Here is a 24,201-nt window from a genome sequence, read left to right as displayed (position 1 = left end):
CACATGACCGGTCCACTCGACGGTGTCACCGTGGTTGCGATCGAGCAGGCGGTGAGCGCGCCGTTCGCATCACGGCACCTCGGCGACATGGGTGCCCGGGTGATCAAGGTGGAGCGGGTGGGCGAGGGCGACTTCGCCCGCCACTACGACACCGAAGCGCACGGTATGGCAAGCCATTTCGTGTGGGTCAACCGCAACAAGGAGTCCCTGGCGCTCGATTTCAAAACCGCCGCCGGTCGCGAGATCCTGAACGATTTGATCGCCACCGCCGATGTGGTGATTCAAAACCTCGGGCCCGGCGCGGCCAGGGGGCTGGGCTTGGCGGGCGAGCAACTGGTGACGCATTACCCGGAGCTGATCGCCTGCGACATAACCGGATACGGCGACGACGGCCCGTATGCGGCCAAGCGTGCCTACGATCTGCTGGTGCAGGCGGAGGCCGCCTCGATCGCGACGACGGGGTGGCCGGATCGTCCGGCCAAACCCGGTATCGCGATCGCTGATCTGGCTGCGGGCCTGTATGCCTACAGTAGTGTCCTGGCGGCCCTCTACGAGCGGGAGAAGACCGGCCGGGGACGCGCGATTTCGGTGAGCCTTTTCGATGCGATCAGTGAATTGATGGGATATACCGTCTATTTCACGTCGTGCAGCGGGCGGCGCCACGAGCCCAACGGCATCAGCCATCCGACGTTGTCGCCGTATGAGGCGTTCGACACCGCCGACGGCCGCAACCTGGTCGTCGGTGTCCAAAACGACCGTGAATGGCAGCGACTGGCCGGCGCGGTGCTGGGCCGCCCGGAGCTGGCCGACGACCCGCGCTACGCGACCGGGCCCGCGCGGGCTGCGCACCGCAGCGAGGTGACCGCTTTGTGCCGCAACATTTTCGCCCGGATGAGTTTGGACGAGGCGATCGCGAACCTTGACCGGGCGGCGGTGCCGTGCGGACGGGTCAACCTCGCCGACGACTTCGTCAACCACCCGCAACACGAGGCGCGCCAGCGTTGGCGCGAAGTCGATTCGCCGGTCGGGCAGATCCGGTCGCTGCTGCCGCCGCCGGTCTCGCCGGGCTGGGCGCCGCGCATGGACAGCATCCCCGCGCTCGGCGAGCACACCCGCACGGTGCTTGGCGAGCTGGGTCGCACCCAGGAGCAGATCGACGGGCTCATCGACGCAGGCGTCGTCGGTGTCCCAGCACCGACTCACACGCCAGCGGAACAATGTACCGACAGCTGAATCGTTATTCTGGCGCCGGCGCGGTCGGCATGGAGGGCGGTGGAAGGTGGGCGTTCCAAGGGCAATAGATGGTAACGGCCGCGGCATGGATGTTGTTGGCCTGATCGAATGTGTACCCGCCCGCCCTCTCAAGCGCATGGACCACGTCGAGGCTACGCATACCGTTGGTTTCCTCCTGACAACCCCACAATGCTTGCCCTTTTAGGCTCGGGAAATCCATGATCACGAAGCCGGGGGCATCGTCGTCGTGTGTCACGAAGTAGGCGAAGTGCTGATCGGGGGTGGTTCCCCAGGCCGCCCTATCGGCTGGCGAGTGCTCCTCGGTGGCTAAGCTGAGCGGCGCATACGAGCAGTTGCCGTAGTTATCTACGTAGCAACCACCGTGGTACGCGCTAGCTGGTGCCGCGACCCCTACCGCAACTAACCCGAGTGCTCCTCCGACAAGACTCGTAGCGATCTTGGTTCGCCTACTCAGGCTCAACCGTAGGGTTGCTGAGTAAGGCTGCATAAGTCGCCGGCGCGGAGGCGCGCTGATCATCAGAATCTCGACCTTCAGACCCCTCTACCGGCAAAGTATGCGCCTGAGGGATTGGACGAACGTCGCTTTCAACAAAATCAGCGCGGATTGACCCATCCTTTGCCTGGCCCGCTGATCAAGCTCGCTAGCTGACGTACCGGCTTTGCACACGGTGGAAGTCCATGGCGTACGGGTCCGGGAAATACACCTCTGTGCTTTGGCGACGGCCAAGTCGTTGCCGACCCTCGTGCAGCGGATCCAACCGCCGGAGTTCCTCGGTGGCCGGGGGTCAGCGACAGCTGTCGACGATCTCCTGTTGCCTGTTCGAGGCGAACGATACTTACTTACTTCTGCTGACCACACATCAGCCACGGGCTTCACGCGGCAGCCCGAGCGCGGACTCGGCCAGGATGTTGCGCTGGATCTCCGACGTGCCGGCATAGATGGTGCCCGACACCGCGGCGAGCCAGGTGTGTGACCACGACGCCGTCGAGTTGGGCGCGCCGGGATCGTCGGCACGGTAATGGCGCAACGGCGGCCGGCCTTCGGGGATCAGTCCGGCCGGTCCGAGCAACGTCATCGCCAGGTCGGTCACCCAACGGTGGTATTCACTCCAATACAGCTTCGACACCGAGGCCTCGGTGCCCGGTGGGTCGCCCCGCAGCCAGCCGGTGAGCATGCGCGCTCCGAGGAAGCGCATGATCTCCACTTTGGTGTAGGCGTGGGCGAGCCGATCACGAACGATCTCATCGCCGGACAGACCATGCTCCTGCACGAGCGCGATGAGACGGTCGATCTCGGCGCGAAACAGCACCGGGTTGGTGGCCGCCTCGTCGCCGCGTTCCAGGCCGAGCAGCGCCATCGCGGCCTTCCAGCCTTGATTCACGCCCAGCACGACGTCGTCGGCGCGGGTCCGGGCATCGCTGAAGAAGACTTCGTTGAAGGCGCGGCTGCCGGTGGGCATGGTGATCGGGCGGATCTCGATGCCCGGCTGATCCAGCGGCACCAGCAACATGCTGATGCCGCGGTGGCGGGGCGCGTCCGGGTCGGTGCGCGCCAGCAGGAAAATCCAGTTCGCGGTGGTCGCGTCGGACGTCCAGATCTTTTGGCCGTTGATCACCCACTCGTGGCCGTCCAGGGCCGCGCTGGTCTTGACCGCGGCCAGATCCGAGCCGGCGCCGGGCTCTGAAAAGCCTTGGCACCAGCGGTCTTGACGGTTGATGATGCGCGGCAGGTAGTGCTGCTTTTGCTCGTGGGTGCCGAACATCAACAACAGGTTGCCGATCATCTTGATGCCGAAGTTGTCGTTGGCTCCGTAGGTCGGCACGCCGGACTTGGCGAACTCTTCGGCGATGACAACCTGCTGCAGCTTGGACATCCCGCCGCCGCCATACCGCTTCGGCCAGACCGGCGCCAGGTAACCATGCTCGGCGAGAACGCCGCGCCACTGCTCGGTAAACGCGGTCGCCTCGGCGGTGTCGAGCGCGCCCACCCCGGCCCAGTCGGCGGGTAGGTGCTCGGCCAAAAAGGCGCGGATCTCGGCGCGAAACGCCTCGGCCTCAGGTGGAAATCGTGGATCCATTGGGTTACTCGCTGACAAATTGCGGTGCACGCTTGTCGAGGAACGCCGAGAAACCCTCCCGGCCATCGGGGGTGTCGAATAGGTCGGCCACCACAGCGCGCTCCTGCGTGATCCCGTCATCAACACTTAACCGAAGTGTGCTGCGCAGCAACGACTTCGCCGCTGCCGGCACCTGCATGCTGCCGGCCGCGAGTTGCCCGGCCAGCTCTGCGGCGACCTGCAGGACGGTGTCCGGCTCGCTGAGCCGATTGATCAGGCCGAGGGAATATGCGCGTTCGGCCGAGATGGGGTCGCCCAGCATCAGCATCTCGGCGGCGACCCCGGGCGGCACCAGGCGGGGGAGTCGCTGTGTGCCGCCGGCGCCGGGAAGGACGCCGAGCTTGGCTTCGGGCAGCCCGAGTTTGGTGTCGCGGGCGGCGACCCGCAGATCGCAGGCCAGGGCAAGCTCGAGACCACCGCCGAGCGCCGCGCCGTGGATGGCGGCGATCACCGGCAGCCTGCTGGCCGCGACGACGTCGAGCGCGTCGGTGAAGCCGTGAATGAACGCTTCGAACTCGCCACGACCGGCGAAGCCGCGGATCTCCTCGATGTCGGCGCCGGCCGAAAACACCCGGCCGGCGCCGTGCACCACGACCGCCCTGACTTGACGCTGCCGCCCGAGATGACCGATCGCGTCGGCAAGCTCGGTGTAGGTCGTGGTGCCGATGGCATTGAGCCGGTCGGGGCCGTCGAGCCGGACCCAGCCCACCGCGTCGTGGACCCGATAACTGATCGCGGTGGCCATCACAGCGTCGTCGTGAACGGGATGTCGGAAAATCGCGGCGGCCGCTTTTCCCGGTGCGCGGCAATGCCCTCACGTACTTCGGGCCCGCCAAAGCCATGGAATTCCAGGCCCAACGACGCCTCGAACGTCGGGGCGAACATCCGATACCACTGGTTGAGGCTGTGCTTGGTCCACCGGATCGCCGATTGCGCGCCGGCCGCGAGCTCGGTGGCGATGCGGGTTGCCACCGCGACGACCTCGTCGTCGTCGATGCACTTGGCAACCAGCCCGATGCGCTCGGCCTCATCACCGCGTAGCGGCTCGCAGGTCAGCAGGTAGTACTTGGCCTTGGCCATCCCGGCCAGCAGCGGCCAGCAGATCGCCGCGTGATCACCGGCGGCGACCCCGAGGCGGGTGTGGCCGTCGATGATTTTCGCGGTGCGCCCCGCCACGCAGATGTCGGCAAGCATCGCGACGACAAGTCCGGCGCCCACCGCCGGCCCGACGACGGCCGACACCACCGGCTTGGTGAGGGCGACCATGTTGAGCACGAGGTCACGCGCCTCGCGCATGATTCTCATCCGACTGGAGTAGTCGTCGGTCATTTCCTCGAGCAGGTCGAAATTGCCGCCCGAGGAAAACGCCGTGCCCTCGCCGCGGACCAGCACCGCACGCACCGTGTCGTCTCGTTCGATCGCCGGCCACACGTCTGCCAGGTCGCGATGCATCTGGGGCCCAACGGAATTGAGGCCCGGCGCGTCGAGCACCAGGTGCAGTACGCCATCTGCGGCGGGCCGGTCGAATCGCAGGCTGGGAAACTCGTTGTACCACTGCGCCATCTGCTCGCCTTTCCCCGCCGCCTCTTTGATGTTCGGCGGACAGCTTACCATGATATAGTTAAATGATTCATTCAATGGCGGGAGGTCCTGCGGTGCCCGAGGTAGTGATCGTAGAGGCTGTCCGCTCCGCGGTCGGCAAACGCAACGGCGGGCTTTCGCACTACCCGGCACCGGATCTTTTCGCCGATGTGCTCGCCGGACTCATCGACCGGGCGGGCATCGATTCGGCGCTGGTCGGACAGGTCACCGGCGGATGTGTCAGCCAGGTGGGCCAGCAGAGCGGCAACATCACCCGCAGCGCGTGGTTGGCCGCGGGTCTGGATCAGGGTGTCGGCGCGTGCACCGTCCACGCGCAGTGCGGTTCGTCGCAGCAGGCGTTCACGCTGGCCTACGGGCTGGTCGCGGCAGGGGTGGTCGACGTTGCAGTGGCCGGCGGTGTGGAGTCGATGAGCCAGGTGCCGATGACGGCCAGCCTGGTGCCCGAACTCGGGCGGTCCAAGTCGGCGCGCTACGAGCGCCGTTACGAGATCACCACGCAATTCGAGGCGGCCGATCGCATCGCCGGAGCGTGGGGTTTCACCCGCGATCAGCTCGAGGAGTTCGCGGTCATGTCGCAGCAGCGGGCAGCCGCAGCCATCGAACAAGGCCGATTCGCCACTCAGATCGTGCCGGTGAAGGCGCCCGTGGCCGACAGCGATGGAAAGGTGACCGGCACCGCAACCGTTGCCGTCGACGAGGGGCCGCGTCCGACGACACGCGACGGGCTTGCCGCACTCAAAGTCAACTTGAAAGACCGTCCCGGCGCATTGCACACCGCCGGCACGTCGTCGCAGATCTCCGATGGCGCCTCCGCGCTGCTGATCATGGCCGCAGAACGCAGCGCGGCGCTCAGCGTTCGCCCGCGGGCCCGGGTGGTGGACTCCGTGCTCGTCGGCAGCGACCCGGTGATGATGCTGACCGGGCCGATCAACGCCACCGCGCAGATCCTCGAGCGCAACAACCTCACACTCGATGATCTCGACGTCATCGAAGTCAATGAGGCCTTCGCCTCGGTCGTGCTGGCATGGGCCCATGAGATGAAGTCCGATCTATCCAATGTGAACGTCAACGGCGGCGCTATTGCGTTGGGCCATCCGCTGGGCGCGACCGGCGGCGTGCTGCTGACCAAGTGCCTGGGCGAACTGGAACGAACCGGCGGGCGCTACGGCCTGGTCACCATGTGTGTGGGCGGGGGCATGGGCACCGGCACCCTGATCGAGCGGATCTGAATGGACCTGGCACTGACCCCGCAGCTGCGTGACTTCCGCGACGAGGTGCGCACCTGGCTCGCCGAGCATCTGGTGGGCGAGTTCGCACAACATTGCGGGGTCGGATTCTCCTGGGACGACGCGGCATTCGACGTTCGGCTGGCGTGGGACAAGGAGCTCGCGGCCGGCGGGTGGCTGTGCATCGGCTGGCCCGAGCAGTACGGCGGAAGTGATGCCGGGGTCGACGAGCAGTTGATCTTCCAGCTCGAATATGCCCGCGCCGACGCCCCGTACCGGGCGGGTGTGCAGGGACAAGATCTGCTGGGGCCGACGCTGCTGGCGTTCGGCGACGACGACCACAAACGCAGGTTCTTGCCGAAGATCGCCGCCGCCGAGGAGCTGTGGGCGCAGGCCTTCAGCGAGCCCGGCGCCGGCTCGGATCTGGCGAGCCTGCGCACCAAGGCCGTTCGCGACGGCGACGAATGGGTGATCGACGGCCAGAAAATCTGGTCGTCGTTGGCGGTGCACGCCGATTGGTTCTATGTGCTGTGCCGCACCCACCCGTCGGCGCCGCGACACAAGGGAATCTCCCTGCTGCTGGTTCCCGCTAACCAGCCCGGGGTGGAGGTCCGCCCGATCCCAAACATCCTGGGCGGCCGCGATTTCTGCGAGATCTATTTCACCGGCGCGCGCACTGCGGCGGATCTGGTCGTCGGCGGCGTGGATCAGGGCTGGCCAGTGGCGATGGGTGCGCTGGGCACCGAGCGCGGCACCACCTTGCTGGCCGAGCATCTGCGGATCCAACGCGAGGTCGACGCGATGATCGACGCAGCCCGCAGCACCGGCCGGCACACGCGCGCCGTGATGCGCGCCGAACTTGCCAGAGCCTGGAGCGATGCGCGGATCATGGAGTGGAACGGGCGCCGGCTGCTCAGTGCCCTCAACCGCGGCGGCGGGGATCCCGGCGCGCAGGCCAGCGCGGCGAAGGTGTTCGCCGCCACGGCGCACCAGCGGATGGGCGAGCTCGGCATGCGCGCGGAAGGACCCGCCAGCGAGCTCGTCGGCTTCGGGTATCAGCTCGACCGGTTACAGCAGGTGATGCTCGCCTCCCGAGCGGAATCGATATACGGGGGAACGACACAGATCCAGCTCAACTTGCTTGCCGAACGGACGTTGGGATTGCCTCGCGAACCTCGCTGGGAGAGCACACATGACAGGTGATAGTGACGGCAAGGTCGCCAGGCTGGCCGACAGGCTTGTCGATCGGCTGCGGCTCGAGCCTGACGGGGCGGACAGGTTCGTCGGCCGGGCTCCGGCGGCACCACCACGCATCTACGGCGGAGAGCTGGCCGCACAGGCACTGGCGGCCGCCAATGCCACGGTCGACGCGGACCGCGCCGCGCATGTGCTGCAGTGCACCTATCTGGCACCCGGTGATCCCGCGCATCCGTTGGAACACAACATATCCCGGGTCCGCGATGGTCGCTCGTTTTCGACACGGACAGTGCAGGTGCTCAACGCCGGCCGGCCGGTGCTGATGGCCACCGTGGGCTACCACGTGTTCGAGACGGGATTGACACACCAGCTGACGATGCCGAAAACCCCGCCGCCCGAGGAGCTTCCGCCGATCCAGGACGCCGAGGGCACCGCGTGGACCCGGTGGGCCGAACAAGACCGCGACATTCAGATGCGGGTCGTGGCGGCGGACGTCGCCGACCCGGTGGGGCGTCGCCTGTTCTGGTGCCGCGCGGTCGGCGACGGCTGCGACGACCCTCGGTTGCAGACCGCCCTGGCCACCTACCTCAGCGATTTCACGATGGTCGCATCGATCCGGCTGCCACACGAGCCGCCCACGGTCAAGAAATACCTGATGTCCACGCTCAGCCACAGCGTGTACTTCCACCGCCCGATCCGCGCCGGGGAATGGCAACTGGTGGACCACCATTCACCGGTGGCCGCCAGCGGGCGCGGTCTGGCGATGTCGCACACCTACAGCGCAGACGGCACGCTCGTGATGTCGGCGGTGCAGGAGGGGCTCATCCGCCCGCTACCCGCGGACTACGGCTAGATCAAGCAGACAGGCGGTGACATGGTTGGGAAAGTGCGACGACTGCCGTGGTCGACGAGGTCGACCGGCAATTCCTTTGGCGGGGAGGTAGGTAACGGTGGATTTCGCACTGAATGAGGACCAGGCCACCCTGCAGGAGGTCTTACGCGACTTCTTCGACAAGAAGTCCCCCGAGTCAGCGGTGCGTGAGCAGATGGCGGACCCCGCAGGCTACGACAAGGCGTTGTGGCGGCAGATGGCCGAGCAACTCGGGCTGCAAAGCCTGGCGTTACCCGAGGAATACGGCGGCAGCGGCTTTACTTTCGTCGAACTGGGCATCGCGCTCGAAGAGATGGGCCGGGCGCTGGTGGTGTCGCCGTTCTTCGCCTCATGCGTGATGGCCACCCAACTGCTGTTGGCGGCCGACGACCACGACGCGATGAAGCAGTACCTTCCGGCTATCGCGTCCGGTGAGTTGATCGGCACAGTGGCGATCGCCGAGGACTCCGGTTCGTGGCTGCCCGCAGACGTGACCACCACGGCCACCGAATCGGCTGGCGGATGGACGATTTCGGGGCACAAATCGTATGTACTTGACGGGGCGATCGCCGATGTGGTGCTCGTCGCAGCGCGTAGCAACGACCGAGTCGGGGTGTTCGCCGTCGACGGTGGCACGGCCGGGTTGACGCGAGTGCCCCTGCAGACCATGGATCAGACCAGGAAGCAGGCCAGGATCGAGTTCGGCAACACACCGGCGAAGCTGATCGGTTCCCTGGATCGCGGCCAGCGCGCGATCCAGACCATGCTCGATCATTCGATGATCGCACTGTCGGCCGAAGCGCTCGGCGGCACCGCGAAGGTGCTTGACATGGCCGTTGACTACGCGAAGGTGCGTGAACAGTTCGGCCGGCCCATCGGCTCATTTCAAGCGATCAAGCACAAATGCGCGTCGATGCTCGTCGAGCTGGAATCCTCACGCTCGGCGGCGTATTACGCGCTGTGGGCGGCCTCAGCAGGGGATCCCGACGTGCCGAAGCTGGCCAGCCTGGCGAAGGCTTTTTGCGCCGACACCTACCTGTCCGCGTGCGGTGAAAACATCCAGATCCACGGCGGTATCGGATTCACCTGGGAGCATCCCGCACATCTGTACTTGAAGCGCGCCAAGAACACGCAGCTCTTCTTGGGCAGTTCTGATCTGCATCGCCAGCGATTGGCCGATCTGATCGGAATCTAACGAGCTCTAAGCTGGGGCGACATGATGACCCGCCGCAAATGGTGGATCAGCGCAGTCGCCGCCTGTGCCGCTGGTGCGATCGGCGCCGGGGTCGCGCTCGTTGCCTACCAACACCGGCCGCAACCGGACTGCGCCACTGTGCGCGCCCTAGTCAACGATGCCGACCGATTCACCGACAGCGTCGCCAAAAGACATTAACGAGCCCACCAGACCCATCACCGGCGACTACGCGACATTGGTCGCCCAGTTTAACAGCCAGGCAACACATCTGCGCGATCCCGGCCTGGCCCGGCGCGCACATGACGCCGCCGCACTGGCCGGCCAGATCGCCGCGCTCATCCCGGCCATTCGCGACGACAAGCGCAGCGCACAGCCCGCGACCTCGTCGACGCAGGACTTCACGCGGGTCACAACGCAATTCAACGAGAATGTCGCTGCGCTGGCCCATGCCTGCCCCGACGACAGCTACCGCGTGCGCATCGGGTGATCGTTCGCCAAGCAGGGTATTGGTGATGTAAACCGTCGAGCACCTGTCGATGGCCGGTGCTGCGCCTGATCGGCTAAATCTGGCCACTCGCCGCTCGCCACCAGCCAGCCATATGCTGGGCCGGTGGCGACGGCCCGCAGCAGTGATCCGGTCACGCCGCTGTGGCGGGCGGCGCAGGTGTTTCGTTTGCTGAGTTGCCTGTATGCGCTGGGATTCCAGGTCGCGGTCAATGCCGATTTGGCCCGGCCCGCGCTCGCATGGGCATTGTGCGCGGTGCTGCTCGGGTTCAGTGTGGCGTGTGCGGTCGCTTATGTGCGGGGGTTCGGGCGCCGCCCGGCATGGGTGATCGCCGAGCTTGTGGTCGTTGTCGCGTTGATGTGCTCGAACAGGATTGTGGCGTCGGCGCAGTGGGCGGCGGACAACCAGACCTGGCCCACGACGCTGTGGGCGACCAATCCGACGATTTCTGCGGCGCTGCTGTTCGGTCCGGTCGGCGGGATGGCGGCGGGAATAGCCGTGATGGCGACCAATTTCGCCGTCAAAAACTACTTCACCCTCGACATGAGTCACAACGCCACCCTCATCATCGAGATCGCGCTCGGGTTGGCTATCGGCATGGCCGCACAGACTGCCCGACGCGCCCACGAGGATCTGCAGCGGGCGATCCGGTTATCGGTCGCCGTCGAGGAACGCGAACGCCTGTCGCGCCACGTTCATGACGGTGTGATCCAGGTGTTGGCGCTGGTATCCAAGCGTGGCCGCGAGATCGGCGGCGACGCGGCCGAATTGGCGGATTTGGCAGGCGAACAAGAACGGGTGTTGCGCCGGCTGGTGGCCTCGGCGGAGTTGCCGCGCGACGGCGACGCGACGACGGTCGACATCCGCACCCTGCTGACCCGCCGACAGGACGACCGGGTGTCGGTCAGCTTGCCGGCCACGCCGGTGCCCCTGCTGCGGCATGCGGCTGACGAACTGGACGCCGCGGTCGGCAACGCGCTGGACAACGTGCGCTCGCATGCAGGCCCGGACGCCCGGGCATTCGTGCTGCTGGAGGACCTGGGCGATGCGGTGACGGTCAGTGTCCGCGATGATGGTGTGGGCATTCCCGCCGGCCGCCTCGACGAGGCGGTCGAGCAAGGCCATGTCGGGATCTCGAAGTCCATTGTGGGACGGCTGGCCTCGCTGGGCGGCAGCGCGCACCTGAGCACCGATGTCGGCGCGGGCACCGAATGGGAGCTTACCGTCCCGCGGGCGGAGCAACGTCGTGGCTGAGCAGACATCGTTGACGGTGATGGTGGTCGACGACCATCCGATCTGGCGTGACGCGGTCGCCCGCGACCTCGCCGACAATGGCTTTGTCGTGGTCGCCACCGCCGACGGCGTCGCCTCGGCGCGGCGGCGCGCCGCGGTGGTCAAACCCGACGTCGTCCTGATGGACATGCGGCTGGCCGACGGCGACGGCGTCCAGGCCACCACCGCGGTCCTGGAGGTCTCGCCGGCTTCACGAGTGCTGGTGTTGTCGGCGTCTGACGAGCGTGACGACGTCTTGCAAGCGGTGAAGGCCGGCGCGCTGGGGTATCTGGTCAAGAGCGCCTCGAGCGCCGAGCTGGCGCAGGCCGTGCACGCCACCGCGGCGGGCCGGGCCGTGTTCACCCCCGGTTTGGCCGGGCTGGTGTTGGGTGAATATCGCCGCCTGGAACGCAGCCCGCAGGCGGGCCCGGCCACCCCGGCGCTCACGCAGCGGGAAACCGAGGTGTTGCGGTTGGTTGCCAAAGGGCTGTCCGCCAAGCAGATCGCCAGCAGGCTCTCGCTGAGTCACCGCACGGTGGAAAATCATGTTCAGGCGACGTTCCGGAAGCTTCAGGTCGCTAACCGGGTGGAGTTGACCCGCTACGCCATCGAGCACGGCTTGCACGAATAGCTGGCCCAAGTCAGGTAGTTCTACTCATCCATTTCGATCGGTCGCCCGCGATCGTGGCAGCTATGACCGAACCGCATGTGGTGATCACCCGATTGTCGGCTGATTTCGCGTCGATCTCGCGGCAGATGTCGCGCGTCTCGGCGGACTTGGCCGAACTCGACCGCTACTTCGCGTCGTGGGCGGCGGGCGCGCCGCGGCGTGTCGCGCCCGCACCAGCCGCGCCGTCGACGCCGCCCGCCCCAGCGGAACCCGGGCCCACACCACCGCCCGCCCCTGCCCGGCCGGCGCAGGTGCAGCGCAGTGAACCAGCACCGCCGCCGGGCTGGCCGCCGCCGCGCACCCGCACACCGCGGGAGCCGCGGGAGTGGCGGTTGGCGGATTCCGGCGCGATCGGCAAGATCCTGGCCGTCGCCGGGGTCGCCGTCACGCTGGTCGGTGTCGTGCTGCTGCTGGTTTTGGCCGCCAGAGCCGGCCTGCTGCGGCCGGAGATCCGGGTGGCCGGTGGCGGCGCTCTGGCCGCCGCACTCGTGACCGTCGGCGCCCGGCTGGCCAGCCGGCCGGGTGGGCGCGTCGGCGCGATCGCGATGGCCGCCACCGGTATCGCCGCCGGCTACCTCGACGTCATCGCCGTGACCACCATCTACCACTGGGTGCCGGCCGCGGCCGGGCTGGTGCTCGCCGCCGTCGTGGGCGGTGCGGGCCTGGCTCTGGCGCGGAGTTGGGACTCCGAGCACCTCGGATTGCTGGTGGTAGTCCCGTTGGTCGGCCTGGCGCCGGCCATCACGCGCGGCGTCGATCTCATGGTCATCGGTTTCATGCTCGCCCTGTCGGTGGCGGCCCTGGCCCTGCAGTGGGGCAAGGACTGGATCTGGATGTACGCCGCCCGTATCGCCGCACCCACGGTGCCGTCGCTGATCGCGTTATCGACGATCGGTCGGGATGACCCGTGGCTGGTGGGCGCCGCCTGCGGCCTGGCCGCGCTGCTGGCCATCGTCTCGGGGCTCGCGCTGGTCGCCACCATCACCAACAAGGCCGCGCTCGCTGTGTTGGCGGCGGCGGGAACGCTGCCGGTGCTCGCCAGCGGCGTGGCCGTCGACCGGGTGCTGGCCACGCTGTTGACCGGCAGCCTCGCCGCGGGCCTGCTCGCACTGGTCGTGCTGGGCCGCGAGCTGCCCCGCATCGTCGTGCAGGTCTGGTCGGTGCTGTCGGCAGCATCGGCGCTCATCGCGGTCACCACCGCGTTCCATGGCTACCTCGAACCCCCGGTGCTGCTGGCGATGGCGATCGTCGTCGCGGTCGCGGGCCGGCGCAACGCGATCGCCCGTTGGGTCGCAGCAGGATTCGGCTTCATCGGACTTGCCGAATTCCTGCACTACGCCCCTCCGGGCAACCTGTTGACGGGCACCGCGGTGCCGACGTCGGTCGCGGTCGCCACCATGGCCACCAGCCTGCTGGCCATCGGCTATGTGGCGGCCATGGCACCGGTGCACACCCTGATCGACGCACGCGATCCCGACATCACCCGGCTGCTGGCCATCGCCGGCGTAGCGCAACTCGTCTACTCCGTCACGATGTTCAGCGTGACCGCCGGGGTGCTGATCGGCGGCGCCAGTGCCGGGTTCCTGGCCGGGCACATGGCGGCCACGATCTGCTGGATCGCCATGGCCGCTGCACTTTTCGGCTATGCGCGCCGGCAGTCGAACCAGAAGCGGGCTGTCGCGGTGAGCGGCGGTCTGGCATTGACTGCGGCAGCCACGGCCAAGCTGTTCCTGTTCGATCTGGGCACCCTCGACGGCATCTTCCGGGTGACCGCCTTCATCGTCGTGGGCCTGGTGCTGCTCGCCATGGGCACCGGCTACGCCCGCTCCCTGGCCCCGTATGACCGCACCCTCCAACACTGACCCACCATCGCGAAAAGCGCTTCACCGAAAGGCATCTGAATACATCATGACAACGTTGACCGGACTCCCCACGCCCGACGAACTGGCGGCGAGCACTCCGGCCGGGCGCGACCGTGCGCTGGACGTCATCCGCATCACCTCCCTGATCGCCGTGGTAGCCGGCCACACCCTGATGGCGATCAGTACGATCCGCGGCGGGGTCCTCATCTGGGACAACCTGCTCACCAAATCCGTTGCATTCCAGGCGCTGACCTGGATCTTCCAGATCATGCCGCTGTTCTTTTTCGCCGGCGCCGCCGCATGCCTGACGTCCTGGCAGCCCGGTACCAACTGGGGCAACTGGCTGATGACACGGTGCACCCGACTATTCCGGCCGGTGTTCTACTACCTCGGATTCTGGGCAATCGCACTCACTGCGCTGCATTGTGTTCTGCCACAACACGTCTACGACCCGATCGCCGGTGTGGCCACCCAGGCGATGTGGTTTTTGGGTGCCTACGTGTTGGTGCTCGCCGCGATGCCGGCGCTGTATCGCATCACTACCACGGTCCGCCTGGCCGCCGGTGTGAGTGCCGTCTACGGGGCCATCGCCGTCATCGACGTCGTCCGGCTGCACTGGCCTGCCGCGTCGTCGCTCGGCTATCTGAACCTCGCGGTCTGGTTGATCCCCGCCATGTTCGGCGTCGCCTACCGCCGCCGATTGCTCACTGGCCGCGCTGCGCTCACCATCGCCGCCGCGATGTTCGCGGTGAACCTCGCGCTGGTGTGGTGGGGGCCCTACCAGGTGAGCATGGTCGGCACCGGTGACCACCACCTGTCCAACACCAGCCCGCCGTCGCTGTTGATGGCCGGCCACGCCATCGTCCTGAGTCTCGTGGCGATCGCCGCCGCCCCGGCGATCAGCCGGTGGGCGCAGCGGCCACGCGTGTGGTGGTGGACAGCGCTCGGCAACTCCGGTGCCATGACCCTGTATTTGTGGCACATCCCCGCACTGCTGGGCGTCCACCTGCTCTTCGACGAACTCGGCCTGCCCCGCTACCCCGGCCAGCCCGATTTCGTCGTGGTCAGCGCCGCGCAGATACTCCTGATGAGCGGCGTCGTCGCAACACTGTTCATCGCACTGCGGCCCTTGGAGAACAACCCGCTGCCCGGTTGGGACCGCGCCGCACCCGTCAAGACCGTCGGGCGCGGCCGGGTGATCGGTACGCTGCTGTGCGTGGCCGGGGCCGCGACGTTGGTGTCGATCCATTGGGGCCTCAAAGATGTAGGCCTGTACTTCCAAGCCACCACCGTGACCGCGCTGGTGGCCGCCCGGGCGCTCGCGTCCACGCGGCCCCGCGCACATCAAGCTCTGGCACCCGCCATGGCGAACCCAGGGCGGGATCATTGATACCTCACGCGCTTTCGGCGTTATCCCGAGAGCTACACGCCGTACCGCGGCTGCGCTGATCGGTGATGTGCGTCCGCGGCGTCTGGCTGAACGAATTGGACGGTCAGCGCCGTGAGCGTGCGACCGGAACGCGAACACGTTTACCGTCGCAGGCGGTGATTTAATCGGTCGCGCCCGGTTATGGTTGCGCACTACGCTATGGCGATTCGACTGACGGAAGGTGAGTTTATGCTCGGCTGCGCCCAGGCCAGGCCGGACCGGGAGGACGACGAATAGTGGTGTCACAGAAGGTCGACGGCTGCAAGCTGCTGAACTTCGCCAGCGAGCTCGACGACTCGACCCTACAGCAGGCCAAAGAGACAGCGTCGATGCCGTTCGTGCACCCGCATGTCGCGCTGATGCCGGACGCACACTTCGGTAAGGGTTCGTCGGTTGGCACCGTCATTCCCACGATCGACGCGGTGATACCGGCAGCCGTCGGTGTCGACATCGGCTGCGGAATGATCGCCGCTCGAATGGATTTCACCACTGACGAACTGGCCGGCCGCGACCTCGCCGCGCTGCGGCGCTCGATCGAGTCCGCTATCCCGATGAGCAAGGGAAGCTATAACACCTCCACTGAGCACTTCTCGTTCACCGCGAAGCGAATCGCGCTGTTGGAGAAGCTCGCCGGCGACGCCGAGGTGGATCTCACCCACTCACCGAACTGGCGTCTGCAGCTCGGTTCGCTCGGCGGCGGCAACCACTTTATCGAGCTGTGCCTCGATGAGCAGGAGCGCGTGTGGTTGTTTCTGCATTCCGGTTCCCGCGGCGTGGGCAACAAGATCGCGCAACGCCACATTAAGGTCGCGCAGAAGCTGTGCAAGCAATGGTGGATCAAGCTGCCCAACCCCGATCTGGCGTACCTTGCGCAAGGCACGCCGGAATTCGGCCGCTACCTTCGGGAGCTGAAATGGGCGCAGAGGTTCGCGCTGGAGAACCGCGCCGAGATGATGGACCGCTTCCGCCGGGCCTTCGCCCACTGGATGGGCTGCGACCCCGACCGGGCAGATGAACTGGAGGTGGACCGGGTCAACGCGCACCACAACTACACGGCCAAGGAAAACCACGGCGGCCGCGACGTGTGGGTTACCCGCAAGGGCGCGATCGACGCGCACGAAGGGGTCCGGGGCCTGATACCGGGAAGCATGGGTACACGCTCGTATGTGGTGCGCGGCAAGGGCTCTCCGTCCGCCTTGTGCTCGGCGCCGCACGGCGCCGGGCGGCGTTACTCGCGCAACAAGGCCCGCGAATTGTTCACCGCCGACGATCTGGCGCAGCGCATGCAAGGCATCGAGTACCGACACGGTGACGCCTGGGTCGACGAGATACCCGACGCCTACAAGCCGATCGACGCGGTGATGGCAGACGCGGCCGAGCTGGTGACGGTGGAACACCAGCTGCGTCAAATCCTCAACGTGAAAGGAGAATGATCGCGGTGTGCCGACGACGCGCTCGGTGGACCGCGTCGACAAGCGTCATCGTCCATCTGGGGCCGCGGCGCGGCGCGCGGCCGCGGCGATCGCGTTAGGCCATCGTCAGGCCGCCGCTGACCGACAGTGTTTGGCCGGTGATGTATGCCGCGCCGTCGCCGGCGAAAAACACCACCGCCGGGGCGATGTCGTCGGGCGTGCCGATGCGCTTCATCGGCACCGCTTTCGCCAACGCGTCATACATGGACTGGCTGCGCTCGGAGATCTGTTTGAGCAGCGCGGTGTCGGTTGGTCCCGGGCACACCGTGTTGACCGTGATTCCCTTGGTGGCGGTTTCGCGGGCCAGCGCCTTACCGAACGCGATGACCGCACCCTTCGTACCCGAATACACCACCTCGCCGGAGGATCCAACGCGGCCGGCGTCGGAACCGATATTGATGATTCGCCCGTAGCGGCGCTCGATCATCCCGTCGAGCACTGCGCGGGTGACGATGACGGCGCCGAGATAGTTGACCGACACGACCTTTTTCCAGGTGTCTTCGGCCGATTCGACGAACGGTTCGATCTTGTCGATGCCGGCGTTGTTGACCAGGATGTCCACTGCTCCCTGCCGGGCCTGGACGGCCGCGACGGCCTCGGCGACATCGGCGCTGTCGGTCACGTCCATGGCGTACCCGGCCAGCTGTCCGTTGGCGGTCCCCGCGAGTTCGGCGGCGAGCTGCTCGGCGGCCTGGCCGTTGAGGTCACACATGGCCACGTTCGCGCCGGCTCGTGCCAGGTGCCGGCAGATCGCGTTGCCTATGCCGCCCGCTGCACCGGTGACCAGTGCGGTGCGTCCATCAAGTGTCATGTCGCTCACCGTTGATCAGCGCGGAAGTGGGGGAGGCTCAAGCGGCGTGGACGGATCCCACGCCGCGAACCGCGGCGGCCGCTTCTCCAGAAAACTGGTGATGCCCTCGTTGAAGTCGGGATGATGGCGCAAAAGGCCCATCCAATACCGCAAGGCCAGTGTACGGGCCTCTTCATGCGAACTTTCTTGTGCCGCATACACTTGCCGCTTGATCACCCCCATCGCCAGCGGCGAGGAATTGCGGGCGAGGTTCGCTGCGTAGTCGAGCGTCTGGGTCATCAGCTCGTCCGGTTCGTACACCCGGTCGACGATGCCGAGCTCGGCCGCCTCGGGCGCCATCACAACCCGCGCGGAAAATAACAGATCCAATGCCTTCGACACGCCGATGTTGCGCGGCAGCGACCAGGCCAGCCCGTGCTCGGCCATGATGCCGCGCTGCGCGAACGAGGTGGTGAGCTTGGCCGTTGACGAGGCGAATCGCAAGTCGCAGTTCATCGCCGCGACGAATCCGATGCCGGCGCAGGCGCCGTTGATTGCCGCGATGATCGGCTTGGGAATCGAGCGCGGCAACGTAAACGGTGTTCGTAGATGAGGTTCGGTGGTCGTGCCGTTCCGGGCGTTCTCGGCCAGCACACCGGCGTCCATGCCAGGGCAAAAGCTGCGCCCGACGCCGGTTACCACGATCACCCGCACCGACGGGTCATTCCCGCACTCTTCGAGGAGGCGGAAGTACTCGTTCTCCATCGGCACGGTCCACGCGTTGTTGCGCCCGGGGCGATTCCAGGTCAACACCGCGACGCCGTCGGTGACCGCTCGCGTTACCGGCTGCTGCCCGGTGGTGGCTTCTGTCATGGTGTTCCTTCCACTGCCAAATCCCCTATGCCCCAATCTCGTAACACCGCTTCGGTGTCGGCGCCGCGCGGCGGCGGAGGTGTCGGCGCGGCGGCGGGAGTCCTGCTGAAACGCGGTGCGGGAGCGGGCTGTACGGTGCCGGCGACCTCGATGAACGCCGATCGGGCCACGGCATGGGGGTGATGCGGCGCCTCGTCGAGGCTCAGTACCGGCGACACGCAGGCGTCGCTGCCGTCGAACACGGCGGCCCACTCGTCACGCGATCGGGTCCCAAACACCTCGGCCAGCCGCCGTTTGCCTTCTGGCCACAGCGTTGGGTCGTCGCGGTCGGGCAGCGAATCCGGCGCTACGCCAAGGCGTTTGACGAACTCATCCCAAAACGGCTCTTCGAGGGCGCCGACGGCGATGAAGCGACCGTCCGCGCACTCATACACCTCATAAAACGGTGCGCCGCTGTCGGAGACGTTCGAACCCGGCGCACCGGGCCAGCGGCCCTGCGCGCGCATCCCGATCGTCGTCGCCAGCTGCAGTGCCGCCCCGTCCACCATGGCGGCATCGACCACCTGGCCGCGACCGGTGCGCCCAGCATGCACTAGTGCGGCTGCGATCCCGAACGCCAAAAGCATGCCGCCGCCGCCCATGTCGCCCACCACGTTAAGCGGCGCCAGCGGACGTTCACCGGTTCGCCGGAAGTTGTCCAGCACGCCCGCCACCGCGATGTAGTTGATGTCGTGTCCGGCCGCATCGGCCAGCGGACCGCTTTGACCCCACCCGGTCATGCGGGTATACACCAGGCGCGGATTGCGTGCCAGGCAAACGTCGGGCCCGACGCCGAGCCGTTCGGCAACCCCGGGGCGAAAAGACTCGACGAGCGCGTCGGCGCGCTCGACAAGCGCCAGCAGTGTGTCACGTCCGGCCGGCGACTTGAGATCCAGCGCTATGGAGCGCCGCCCGCGGTGCGGCACATACTTTTTGGGATCGGATCCTGCGCGGCCTGCGCCGTCGATCGTCGACGCACCTGTCGCGCGCTCGACGCGGACCACCTCCGCACCAAGATCGGCTAACAGCATGCAGCCGAACGGTGCCGGGCCGATGCCGGCGAGTTCGAGAACCCGGATGCCCTGCAATGGCCCCATTCAGCGCTGCGCTTCCTCATAATCGGCGCCCCGGATCAAGCGCACCGGGGTGAAGACGAGCACCTCCTCGTCATGCTGGTTGCGCACGCTGACCGTTGCGGTGACCACGCCGCGTCCGGGCTTACTGGTGGCTCGTGACTCGGTGGTGGTGACGATGGCGTGCAACGTGTCACCGACATACACCGGCTTTTTCACCGACAGCTCCATGCTCATGAACGCCAGGCCGGTGCCGTTGAGCACGTTGGTCTGGATGATGAGGCCTTCGGCGATGCAGTAGACCATCGCCCCGGGCACCAGCCGGCCGGTGTAGCCGCCGGCCGCGGCATGCGAGGCGTCGAAGAACAACGCTTCGTTGAAGCCGCCCCAGGTCACGAATTGAACCAGGTCGGCTTCGGTCACGGTGCGTTTAGCGGTGCGGAAACTGGTGCCCGGCTTCATTTCCTCCCAGGTCTTACCCCGCACCAGGGGTTCGACCTCGGAGCTGCGCAGGTGGGTGTCGGCGGTGGTCACGGGCGGGTCCTTTCACGGTCGGACAGGTAGTCGATTGCGGGCATCCACAGGCCGGGGTCGTGCTCGTAGGGCGCGTAGAAGTTGAAGCGGTCGGCGATGTCGCCGTAACGCTCGGCTATCGCGTGGCCGAGACGGTCGGGTTCGGCGACGACCGCGAACGCCGCGACGATGTCGTCGTCGATCACCCCGCCCATCCGGGTCCAGCGGTCGGGGGAGTCGCTGCGCGACAGTGCGGTCAGTTGATGCCCAAGGTCACCCCAGCCGTGCAGCTCCAACACGGGGTAGTAGGCGGGGGTGCTCGCGTAGAACGCAATCTGTTGCTTGACGCCGTGCATGGCCTGCGCCATCTCTTCTTCGGTTCGCCCCGACACCACCAGACCGGACAGGCTGATCGAGAAATTCTCGGCGCTTCGGCCCGAACTGGCGAGCCCGCGTTGCACCGCGGGCAGTGTGCGCTCGCGCAGATATCGCGCGGTGGTGAAGGGGTGCGGCAGCAATCCGTCGCAGGCTGCGCCGGCGACTTCGGTCATCTGCTCGCCCACCGCGGCCAGATACACGGCGGGTGGCCCGAACGGTGAGGGCGGCGGCGCGAAGAAGGGGGTCATCAGAGTGTGGCTGTAGAAATCGCCGCGAAAGCGAAGTGGCTCACCGGTGGCCCATGCGGTCCAGATCGCGCGCATCGCCTCGATGAATTCCCGCATCCGTGCGGCGGGCCGGCTCCATGGCATGCCGAACCTGCGCTCGATGTGCGGACGGACCTGGCTGCCGAGGCCGAGCAGAAACCTTCCCTCGCTGAGGGTTTGCAGATCATGGGCGGTGTAGGCCAGCGACATCGGATTGCGGGCGAACGCCACGGCGATCGCGGTGCCCAGCTGCAACGTGGACGTGACGTGCGCCGCGGCGATCAACGGCAGAAACGGATCGTGGGCCGACTCCGCGCTCCACAGGCCGTGATATCCGTCGGATTCGGCCGTTCGGGCACCTTCGGCGAAGCCAGTCAGCGACTGCTTGCCGCCGTCGGCCCAGGTCAGCTTGGCATCGATCCTCACCGGCGTATAGTATAATCAGTTATACATATATGCCAAATTAGCAGCTGGTGCGCCAGCCGATCCTGTACTCTCGATAGGCTTAATGTTTTAGTTGATTGTGGATGGCCATGACAGCCGAACCTGCCGATGACGCGGCCGATCAGCGTCTGCACGTGCCGAAGATGGCCGAGGTCATCGTCGATCGGCTGCGGCGACAGATCGTGCGAGGCCAGCTGGCCGAAGGCGAAGCACTTCCCTCCGAACAGGAACTGCAGGCCCGCTTCGGGGTTTCGCGGCCAACCCTGCGCGAGGCGTTTAGGATCCTGGAAGCCGAATCGCTGATCACGATCAGGCGGGGAGCGCACGGCGGCGCGCTGGTGCGGGTGCCCAACACCGACGTCGCTGCGCGATATGCGGCATTCATCCTCGAGCATCGGGGGACGACCCTGGCCGATCTGTATGAAGCGCGCATCGTGATGGAGCCCGCGGCGGTGGGACTGTTGGCGACCAAACGCACCCAGCGCGACATCGCCCGGTTGCGCCAGGCTTTGGACGAGCACGATGCACTGGTCGCTAATCCGAAAGCCTCGATTCGCACCCACACCGGGTTTCACGCGCTGCTCATCGAACTCACCGGGAATCAGACGCTGCAGGTGCTCGCGGGGATGATCCAGCGCATCATCGACCTGGCGAACTGGAAGCACGTCGAATCCGACGCCGGCAGCGCGGCGCATGCACAGGCCAGCCGCCGCGGCTTGAAGGCCCACCACCGGGTCGTGGACCTGATCGAGGCCGCCGATGAGGCCGCAGCCACCGAGTTGTGGCGCAGCCACCTGATCGGGGCCCGCGATTATCTGCTGCGCGCCGATGTGAAGACCGTGCTTGACCTGATGAGCTGACCGCGCCGCCGGTGGGGCGGCGCGGCAATCGGCCACAATGTGCTTACGCTTGCCGGGTACGGTGCGCAAGAGCCGAGCCGAAGGGACACGCTGCCAGTGCCACTAGACGCATCTGCGGTCAGGGTGCCCAAGGCCGGTGAGCTGGTTGCGGCGGAGCTGCGGCGCAAGATCGTCACCGGCGAGCTCGAGGTGGGTGAGCCGCTACCCGGCGAGGCCGCGCTGATGGCTCAGTTCGGAGTGTCCCGACCGACATTGCGCGAGGCGTTTCGAATCCTCGAGTCCGAACAGCTGATCCGGGTGCTCCGCGGCGCCCACGGCGGTGCGCGGGTATTGAAGCCGGACCCGGCGGTGGCCGCACGCTACACGGGCGTGCTGCTGCAGTCCCTCGGCACACCGCTGCTCGACGTCTACCGTGCGCGCGCGACGCTCGAGGAGTCGGCGATCGGGATGGCGGCCGGCCGGCGCCTTACCGCCAACGTCAAGGAGTTGGAGCGGCTGCTCGGCGAGGGCGCACAAGTGGTCGACGATCCGCCGGCCTATGCCGAACACGATGTCACATTTCACCGGGCCGTCGTCGACCTAGCCGACAGCATCACGTTGAAGGTGTTGGCGGACATGCTGTTTCACATCATCGGCGCGCACAATCGGGCATTCATCGCCGCACATCCCGAGGGTTACGAGGTGCCGGCGAACCGCACTGCCCAACGCGCCCACGCCAAGCTGGTCAGGCTGCTCGACACCGGGGATCTGGATGCCGCGCAGCGGCACTGGCGTCGGCACCTGGACGGCGTGGAGAAGTACATGGTCGGCGATTCTAAACAGACGATCGTCGACGTGCTGGCCGCCGCAAGCTTCGGGTAGGTCACCAGTTGTGCTGACTACTCGTCGCTGATCCACCAGCTGCCCGGTGTCGGGCGCCGTTACATGCGCGGAACACAGCCCCGACGTCCCAGCATGGCTGCCGTCTTTCTTGCGCGGAAGTGGCCGGTGGACACCCTCAACCTTACAGTGTAAGGTAATCCATCGATGGCTGAGACGCACTAGGAGAAGACCCGAATGACATTGGCAGACCCGGCCACCGGAAGCGCCGACACAGCCCGCAAGATCTGGGCTCATTCCGGTGACTCGCACGTCATGGAGCCAGACGACTTGTGGACCTCTCGGCTGCCGAAGCGGCTGGCGGAGCGGGCGCCCCGGACCGAGCGCGGGGACAAGTACGAGATCGTCTACGTCGACGGAGAGCAGATCGACCGTCAGCTCAACGACTTCATGGATGCGATGCGCCCACCGGGCTTCAAAGACGTGACAATCCGGCTACAAGACCTGGACCAGGAAGGTGTGTGGTGCCAGCTTGCGTTCCCCTCGTCGGGCTTCTGGACGGTCAACATCGCCGACCCCGAACTGGCCCGTGCGGTGGTGCGCGCGTGGAACGAGTGGGCCGCCGACGATTTCATGGCGAGCCAGGACCGGATCTTCACCCCGGCCATCGTGCCGCTTGCCGACATCGGTGACGCCGTCGCCGAGGTGGAATGGGCCGCCGAGCACGGCTTCCAGGCGATCTTCCTGCCCACCAGCGTGCCCGACGACAAGGCCTGGGGTTTGGACTTGTGGGAGCCGTTGTGGGCGGCGACCGAGGCGGCGGGCATGGTGCTCGCCTATCACATCGGAACCGGGCGGAACAACGTCGTGTACCGCGGGCCGGGCGGTGCCATCGTCAACTACATGGAGACCACCTACCCCGGCATGCGGGTGGTGTCGCACCTGGTGGCCAGCGGCGCCCTGGACCGCCACCCCAGTTTGAAGCTGCTGATCGCCGAAGGTGGTGCCGGCTGGGTGCCCGCTCTCGGGGACCGGTTGGACGAGGCCTACCGTCAGCACGGCATGTTTGTGCGGCCGCGGCTGAGTCGGTTGCCCAGTGAGATTATGCGCCAACAGGTTTACGCATCTTTCCAGCATGACGTCAGCGCGGTGCAGGTCATCGAGGGCACCCAGTACTACAACGTGATGTGGGGCGACGACTATCCGCACCTGGAGGGAACCTACGGCCACACCCAGCAGACGCTGCGTCAACTGTTCGACACTGTCGACCCGCGCATCGTCGAGCGCGTGTTGCGGGGAACTTTCGAAGAACTGTTCACCGTCCCGCCGATGAGCGATGACAAACGTGAAAGCCTTTCCGCCGCAGGTGATGCTGCAGATCGCCGATGAAAACTTCAGCCGCTGACACGAGATGAGGCATCGGCTGCGCGAGCGGCGAGCTTTGGCTAAAGGATTCCGCGAGTCGCAAGCTCTG

At 66.6% G+C, this 24,201-nt stretch carries 23 protein-coding genes; 14 read left to right on the top strand and 9 right to left on the bottom strand.

What is annotated here, in order from left to right; translation table 11 throughout:
• Window positions 1-3: 3 nt before the first annotated feature.
• Window positions 4-1,233, top strand: coding sequence for a CaiB/BaiF CoA transferase family protein (locus tag G6N47_RS25455; RefSeq protein WP_083130829.1), 1,230 nt, complete (start codon window positions 4-6; stop codon window positions 1,231-1,233).
• Window positions 1,234-1,237: 4 nt separating this feature from the next.
• Here the strand turns inward: G6N47_RS25455 and G6N47_RS25450 are convergent, their stop codons facing one another.
• The 4 genes from G6N47_RS25450 to G6N47_RS25435 all read right to left on the bottom strand — a co-directional run bounded on the left by G6N47_RS25450 (window position 1,238) and on the right by G6N47_RS25435 (window position 4,934).
• Window positions 1,238-1,489: a DUF732 domain-containing protein gene (locus tag G6N47_RS25450; protein ID WP_139799400.1), complete on the bottom strand. Its 252-nt coding sequence runs from the start codon at window positions 1,487-1,489 to the stop codon at window positions 1,238-1,240.
• A gap of 625 nt (window positions 1,490-2,114) precedes the next feature.
• Window positions 2,115-3,332: an acyl-CoA dehydrogenase family protein gene (locus G6N47_RS25445; protein WP_083130826.1), complete on the bottom strand. Its 1,218-nt coding sequence runs from the start codon at window positions 3,330-3,332 to the stop codon at window positions 2,115-2,117.
• 4 nt (window positions 3,333-3,336) lie between these two features.
• The gene (locus tag G6N47_RS25440) at window positions 3,337-4,116 is read right to left on the bottom strand and encodes an enoyl-CoA hydratase/isomerase family protein (protein ID WP_083130824.1); all 780 of its coding nucleotides are present in this window, start codon (window positions 4,114-4,116) and stop codon (window positions 3,337-3,339) included.
• Complete coding sequence (locus G6N47_RS25435; RefSeq protein ID WP_083130911.1) at window positions 4,116-4,934, bottom strand: enoyl-CoA hydratase/isomerase family protein; 819 nt, start codon at window positions 4,932-4,934, stop codon at window positions 4,116-4,118. Before G6N47_RS25435 ends, G6N47_RS25440 begins: the two co-directional genes overlap by 1 nt.
• A gap of 74 nt (window positions 4,935-5,008) precedes the next feature.
• On the opposite strand from G6N47_RS25435, the gene G6N47_RS25430 reads away from it, so the two are divergent.
• The 10 genes from G6N47_RS25430 (at window position 5,009) to G6N47_RS25385 (ending at window position 16,633) form a co-directional block, all read left to right on the top strand.
• A complete protein-coding gene (locus G6N47_RS25430; RefSeq protein ID WP_083130910.1) occupies window positions 5,009-6,202 on the top strand; it encodes an acetyl-CoA C-acyltransferase in 1,194 nt (397 codons plus the stop codon).
• Entirely contained in the window at window positions 6,203-7,402 is a 1,200-nt protein-coding gene (locus G6N47_RS25425) for an acyl-CoA dehydrogenase family protein (RefSeq protein WP_083130822.1), read from the top strand. It begins immediately after the preceding gene.
• Entirely contained in the window at window positions 7,392-8,249 is an 858-nt protein-coding gene (locus G6N47_RS25420; protein ID WP_083130820.1) for an acyl-CoA thioesterase, read from the top strand. The genes G6N47_RS25425 and G6N47_RS25420 overlap by 11 nt, the downstream gene beginning before the upstream one ends.
• 97 nt (window positions 8,250-8,346) lie before the next feature.
• Complete coding sequence (locus G6N47_RS25415) at window positions 8,347-9,462, top strand: acyl-CoA dehydrogenase family protein (protein WP_083130818.1); 1,116 nt, start codon at window positions 8,347-8,349, stop codon at window positions 9,460-9,462.
• Between the two features lie 157 nt (window positions 9,463-9,619).
• Complete coding sequence (locus G6N47_RS25410) at window positions 9,620-9,949, top strand: hypothetical protein (RefSeq protein WP_083130816.1); 330 nt, start codon at window positions 9,620-9,622, stop codon at window positions 9,947-9,949.
• A 123-nt stretch (window positions 9,950-10,072) separates the two neighbouring features.
• Complete coding sequence (macS, locus tag G6N47_RS25405; RefSeq protein ID WP_083130815.1) at window positions 10,073-11,221, top strand: MacS family sensor histidine kinase; 1,149 nt, start codon at window positions 10,073-10,075, stop codon at window positions 11,219-11,221.
• A gap of 19 nt (window positions 11,222-11,240) precedes the next feature.
• A complete protein-coding gene (locus tag G6N47_RS25400; RefSeq protein ID WP_232080475.1) occupies window positions 11,241-11,870 on the top strand; it encodes a response regulator in 630 nt (209 codons plus the stop codon).
• A 62-nt stretch (window positions 11,871-11,932) separates the two neighbouring features.
• Window positions 11,933-13,771, top strand: a complete 1,839-nt coding sequence (locus G6N47_RS25395) for a DUF2339 domain-containing protein (protein ID WP_083130811.1) — start codon at window positions 11,933-11,935, stop codon at window positions 13,769-13,771.
• 46 nt (window positions 13,772-13,817) lie between these two features.
• Window positions 13,818-15,161, top strand: a complete 1,344-nt coding sequence (locus tag G6N47_RS25390) for an acyltransferase family protein (protein ID WP_083130809.1) — start codon at window positions 13,818-13,820, stop codon at window positions 15,159-15,161.
• 278 nt (window positions 15,162-15,439) lie between these two features.
• Window positions 15,440-16,633 carry an RtcB family protein gene (locus G6N47_RS25385; RefSeq protein WP_232080474.1) on the top strand — a complete coding sequence of 398 codons (1,194 nt, stop codon included), beginning with the start codon at window positions 15,440-15,442 and terminating at the stop codon, window positions 16,631-16,633.
• 94 nt (window positions 16,634-16,727) lie between these two features.
• Here G6N47_RS25385 and G6N47_RS25380 read toward each other — a convergent pair whose 3' ends face one another.
• From G6N47_RS25380 to G6N47_RS25360, 5 genes are all read right to left on the bottom strand, one after another.
• Complete coding sequence (locus tag G6N47_RS25380; RefSeq protein WP_083130805.1) at window positions 16,728-17,483, bottom strand: SDR family NAD(P)-dependent oxidoreductase; 756 nt, start codon at window positions 17,481-17,483, stop codon at window positions 16,728-16,730.
• 15 nt (window positions 17,484-17,498) lie between these two features.
• The gene (locus tag G6N47_RS25375; protein ID WP_083130803.1) at window positions 17,499-18,335 is read right to left on the bottom strand and encodes an enoyl-CoA hydratase-related protein; all 837 of its coding nucleotides are present in this window, start codon (window positions 18,333-18,335) and stop codon (window positions 17,499-17,501) included.
• Window positions 18,332-19,471: a CaiB/BaiF CoA transferase family protein gene (locus tag G6N47_RS25370; RefSeq protein WP_083130801.1), complete on the bottom strand. Its 1,140-nt coding sequence runs from the start codon at window positions 19,469-19,471 to the stop codon at window positions 18,332-18,334. The genes G6N47_RS25375 and G6N47_RS25370 overlap by 4 nt, the downstream gene beginning before the upstream one ends.
• Window positions 19,472-19,909 (bottom strand): MaoC/PaaZ C-terminal domain-containing protein, encoded by a 438-nt coding sequence (locus G6N47_RS25365; protein WP_083130909.1) that lies wholly within the window; start codon window positions 19,907-19,909, stop codon window positions 19,472-19,474.
• 68 nt (window positions 19,910-19,977) lie between these two features.
• Window positions 19,978-21,030 carry a TIGR03617 family F420-dependent LLM class oxidoreductase gene (locus tag G6N47_RS25360; protein ID WP_083130799.1) on the bottom strand — a complete coding sequence of 351 codons (1,053 nt, stop codon included), beginning with the start codon at window positions 21,028-21,030 and terminating at the stop codon, window positions 19,978-19,980.
• A 107-nt stretch (window positions 21,031-21,137) separates the two neighbouring features.
• On the opposite strand from G6N47_RS25360, the gene G6N47_RS25355 reads away from it, so the two are divergent.
• From G6N47_RS25355 to G6N47_RS25345, 3 genes are all read left to right on the top strand, one after another.
• Window positions 21,138-21,908, top strand: coding sequence for a FadR/GntR family transcriptional regulator (locus G6N47_RS25355; protein ID WP_083130908.1), 771 nt, complete (start codon window positions 21,138-21,140; stop codon window positions 21,906-21,908).
• Window positions 21,909-21,998: 90 nt separating this feature from the next.
• Complete coding sequence (locus G6N47_RS25350) at window positions 21,999-22,769, top strand: FadR/GntR family transcriptional regulator (protein ID WP_372517475.1); 771 nt, start codon at window positions 21,999-22,001, stop codon at window positions 22,767-22,769.
• A gap of 195 nt (window positions 22,770-22,964) precedes the next feature.
• Window positions 22,965-24,116, top strand: coding sequence for an amidohydrolase family protein (locus G6N47_RS25345; RefSeq protein ID WP_083130795.1), 1,152 nt, complete (start codon window positions 22,965-22,967; stop codon window positions 24,114-24,116).
• The last annotated feature ends 85 nt before the right edge of the window (window positions 24,117-24,201 follow it).

The sequence above is a fragment of the Mycobacterium branderi genome, from assembly GCF_010728725.1.
GTDB classification, from domain to species: domain Bacteria; phylum Actinomycetota; class Actinomycetes; order Mycobacteriales; family Mycobacteriaceae; genus Mycobacterium; species Mycobacterium branderi.
This window is presented reverse-complemented; position numbering and strand designations above follow the sequence as displayed.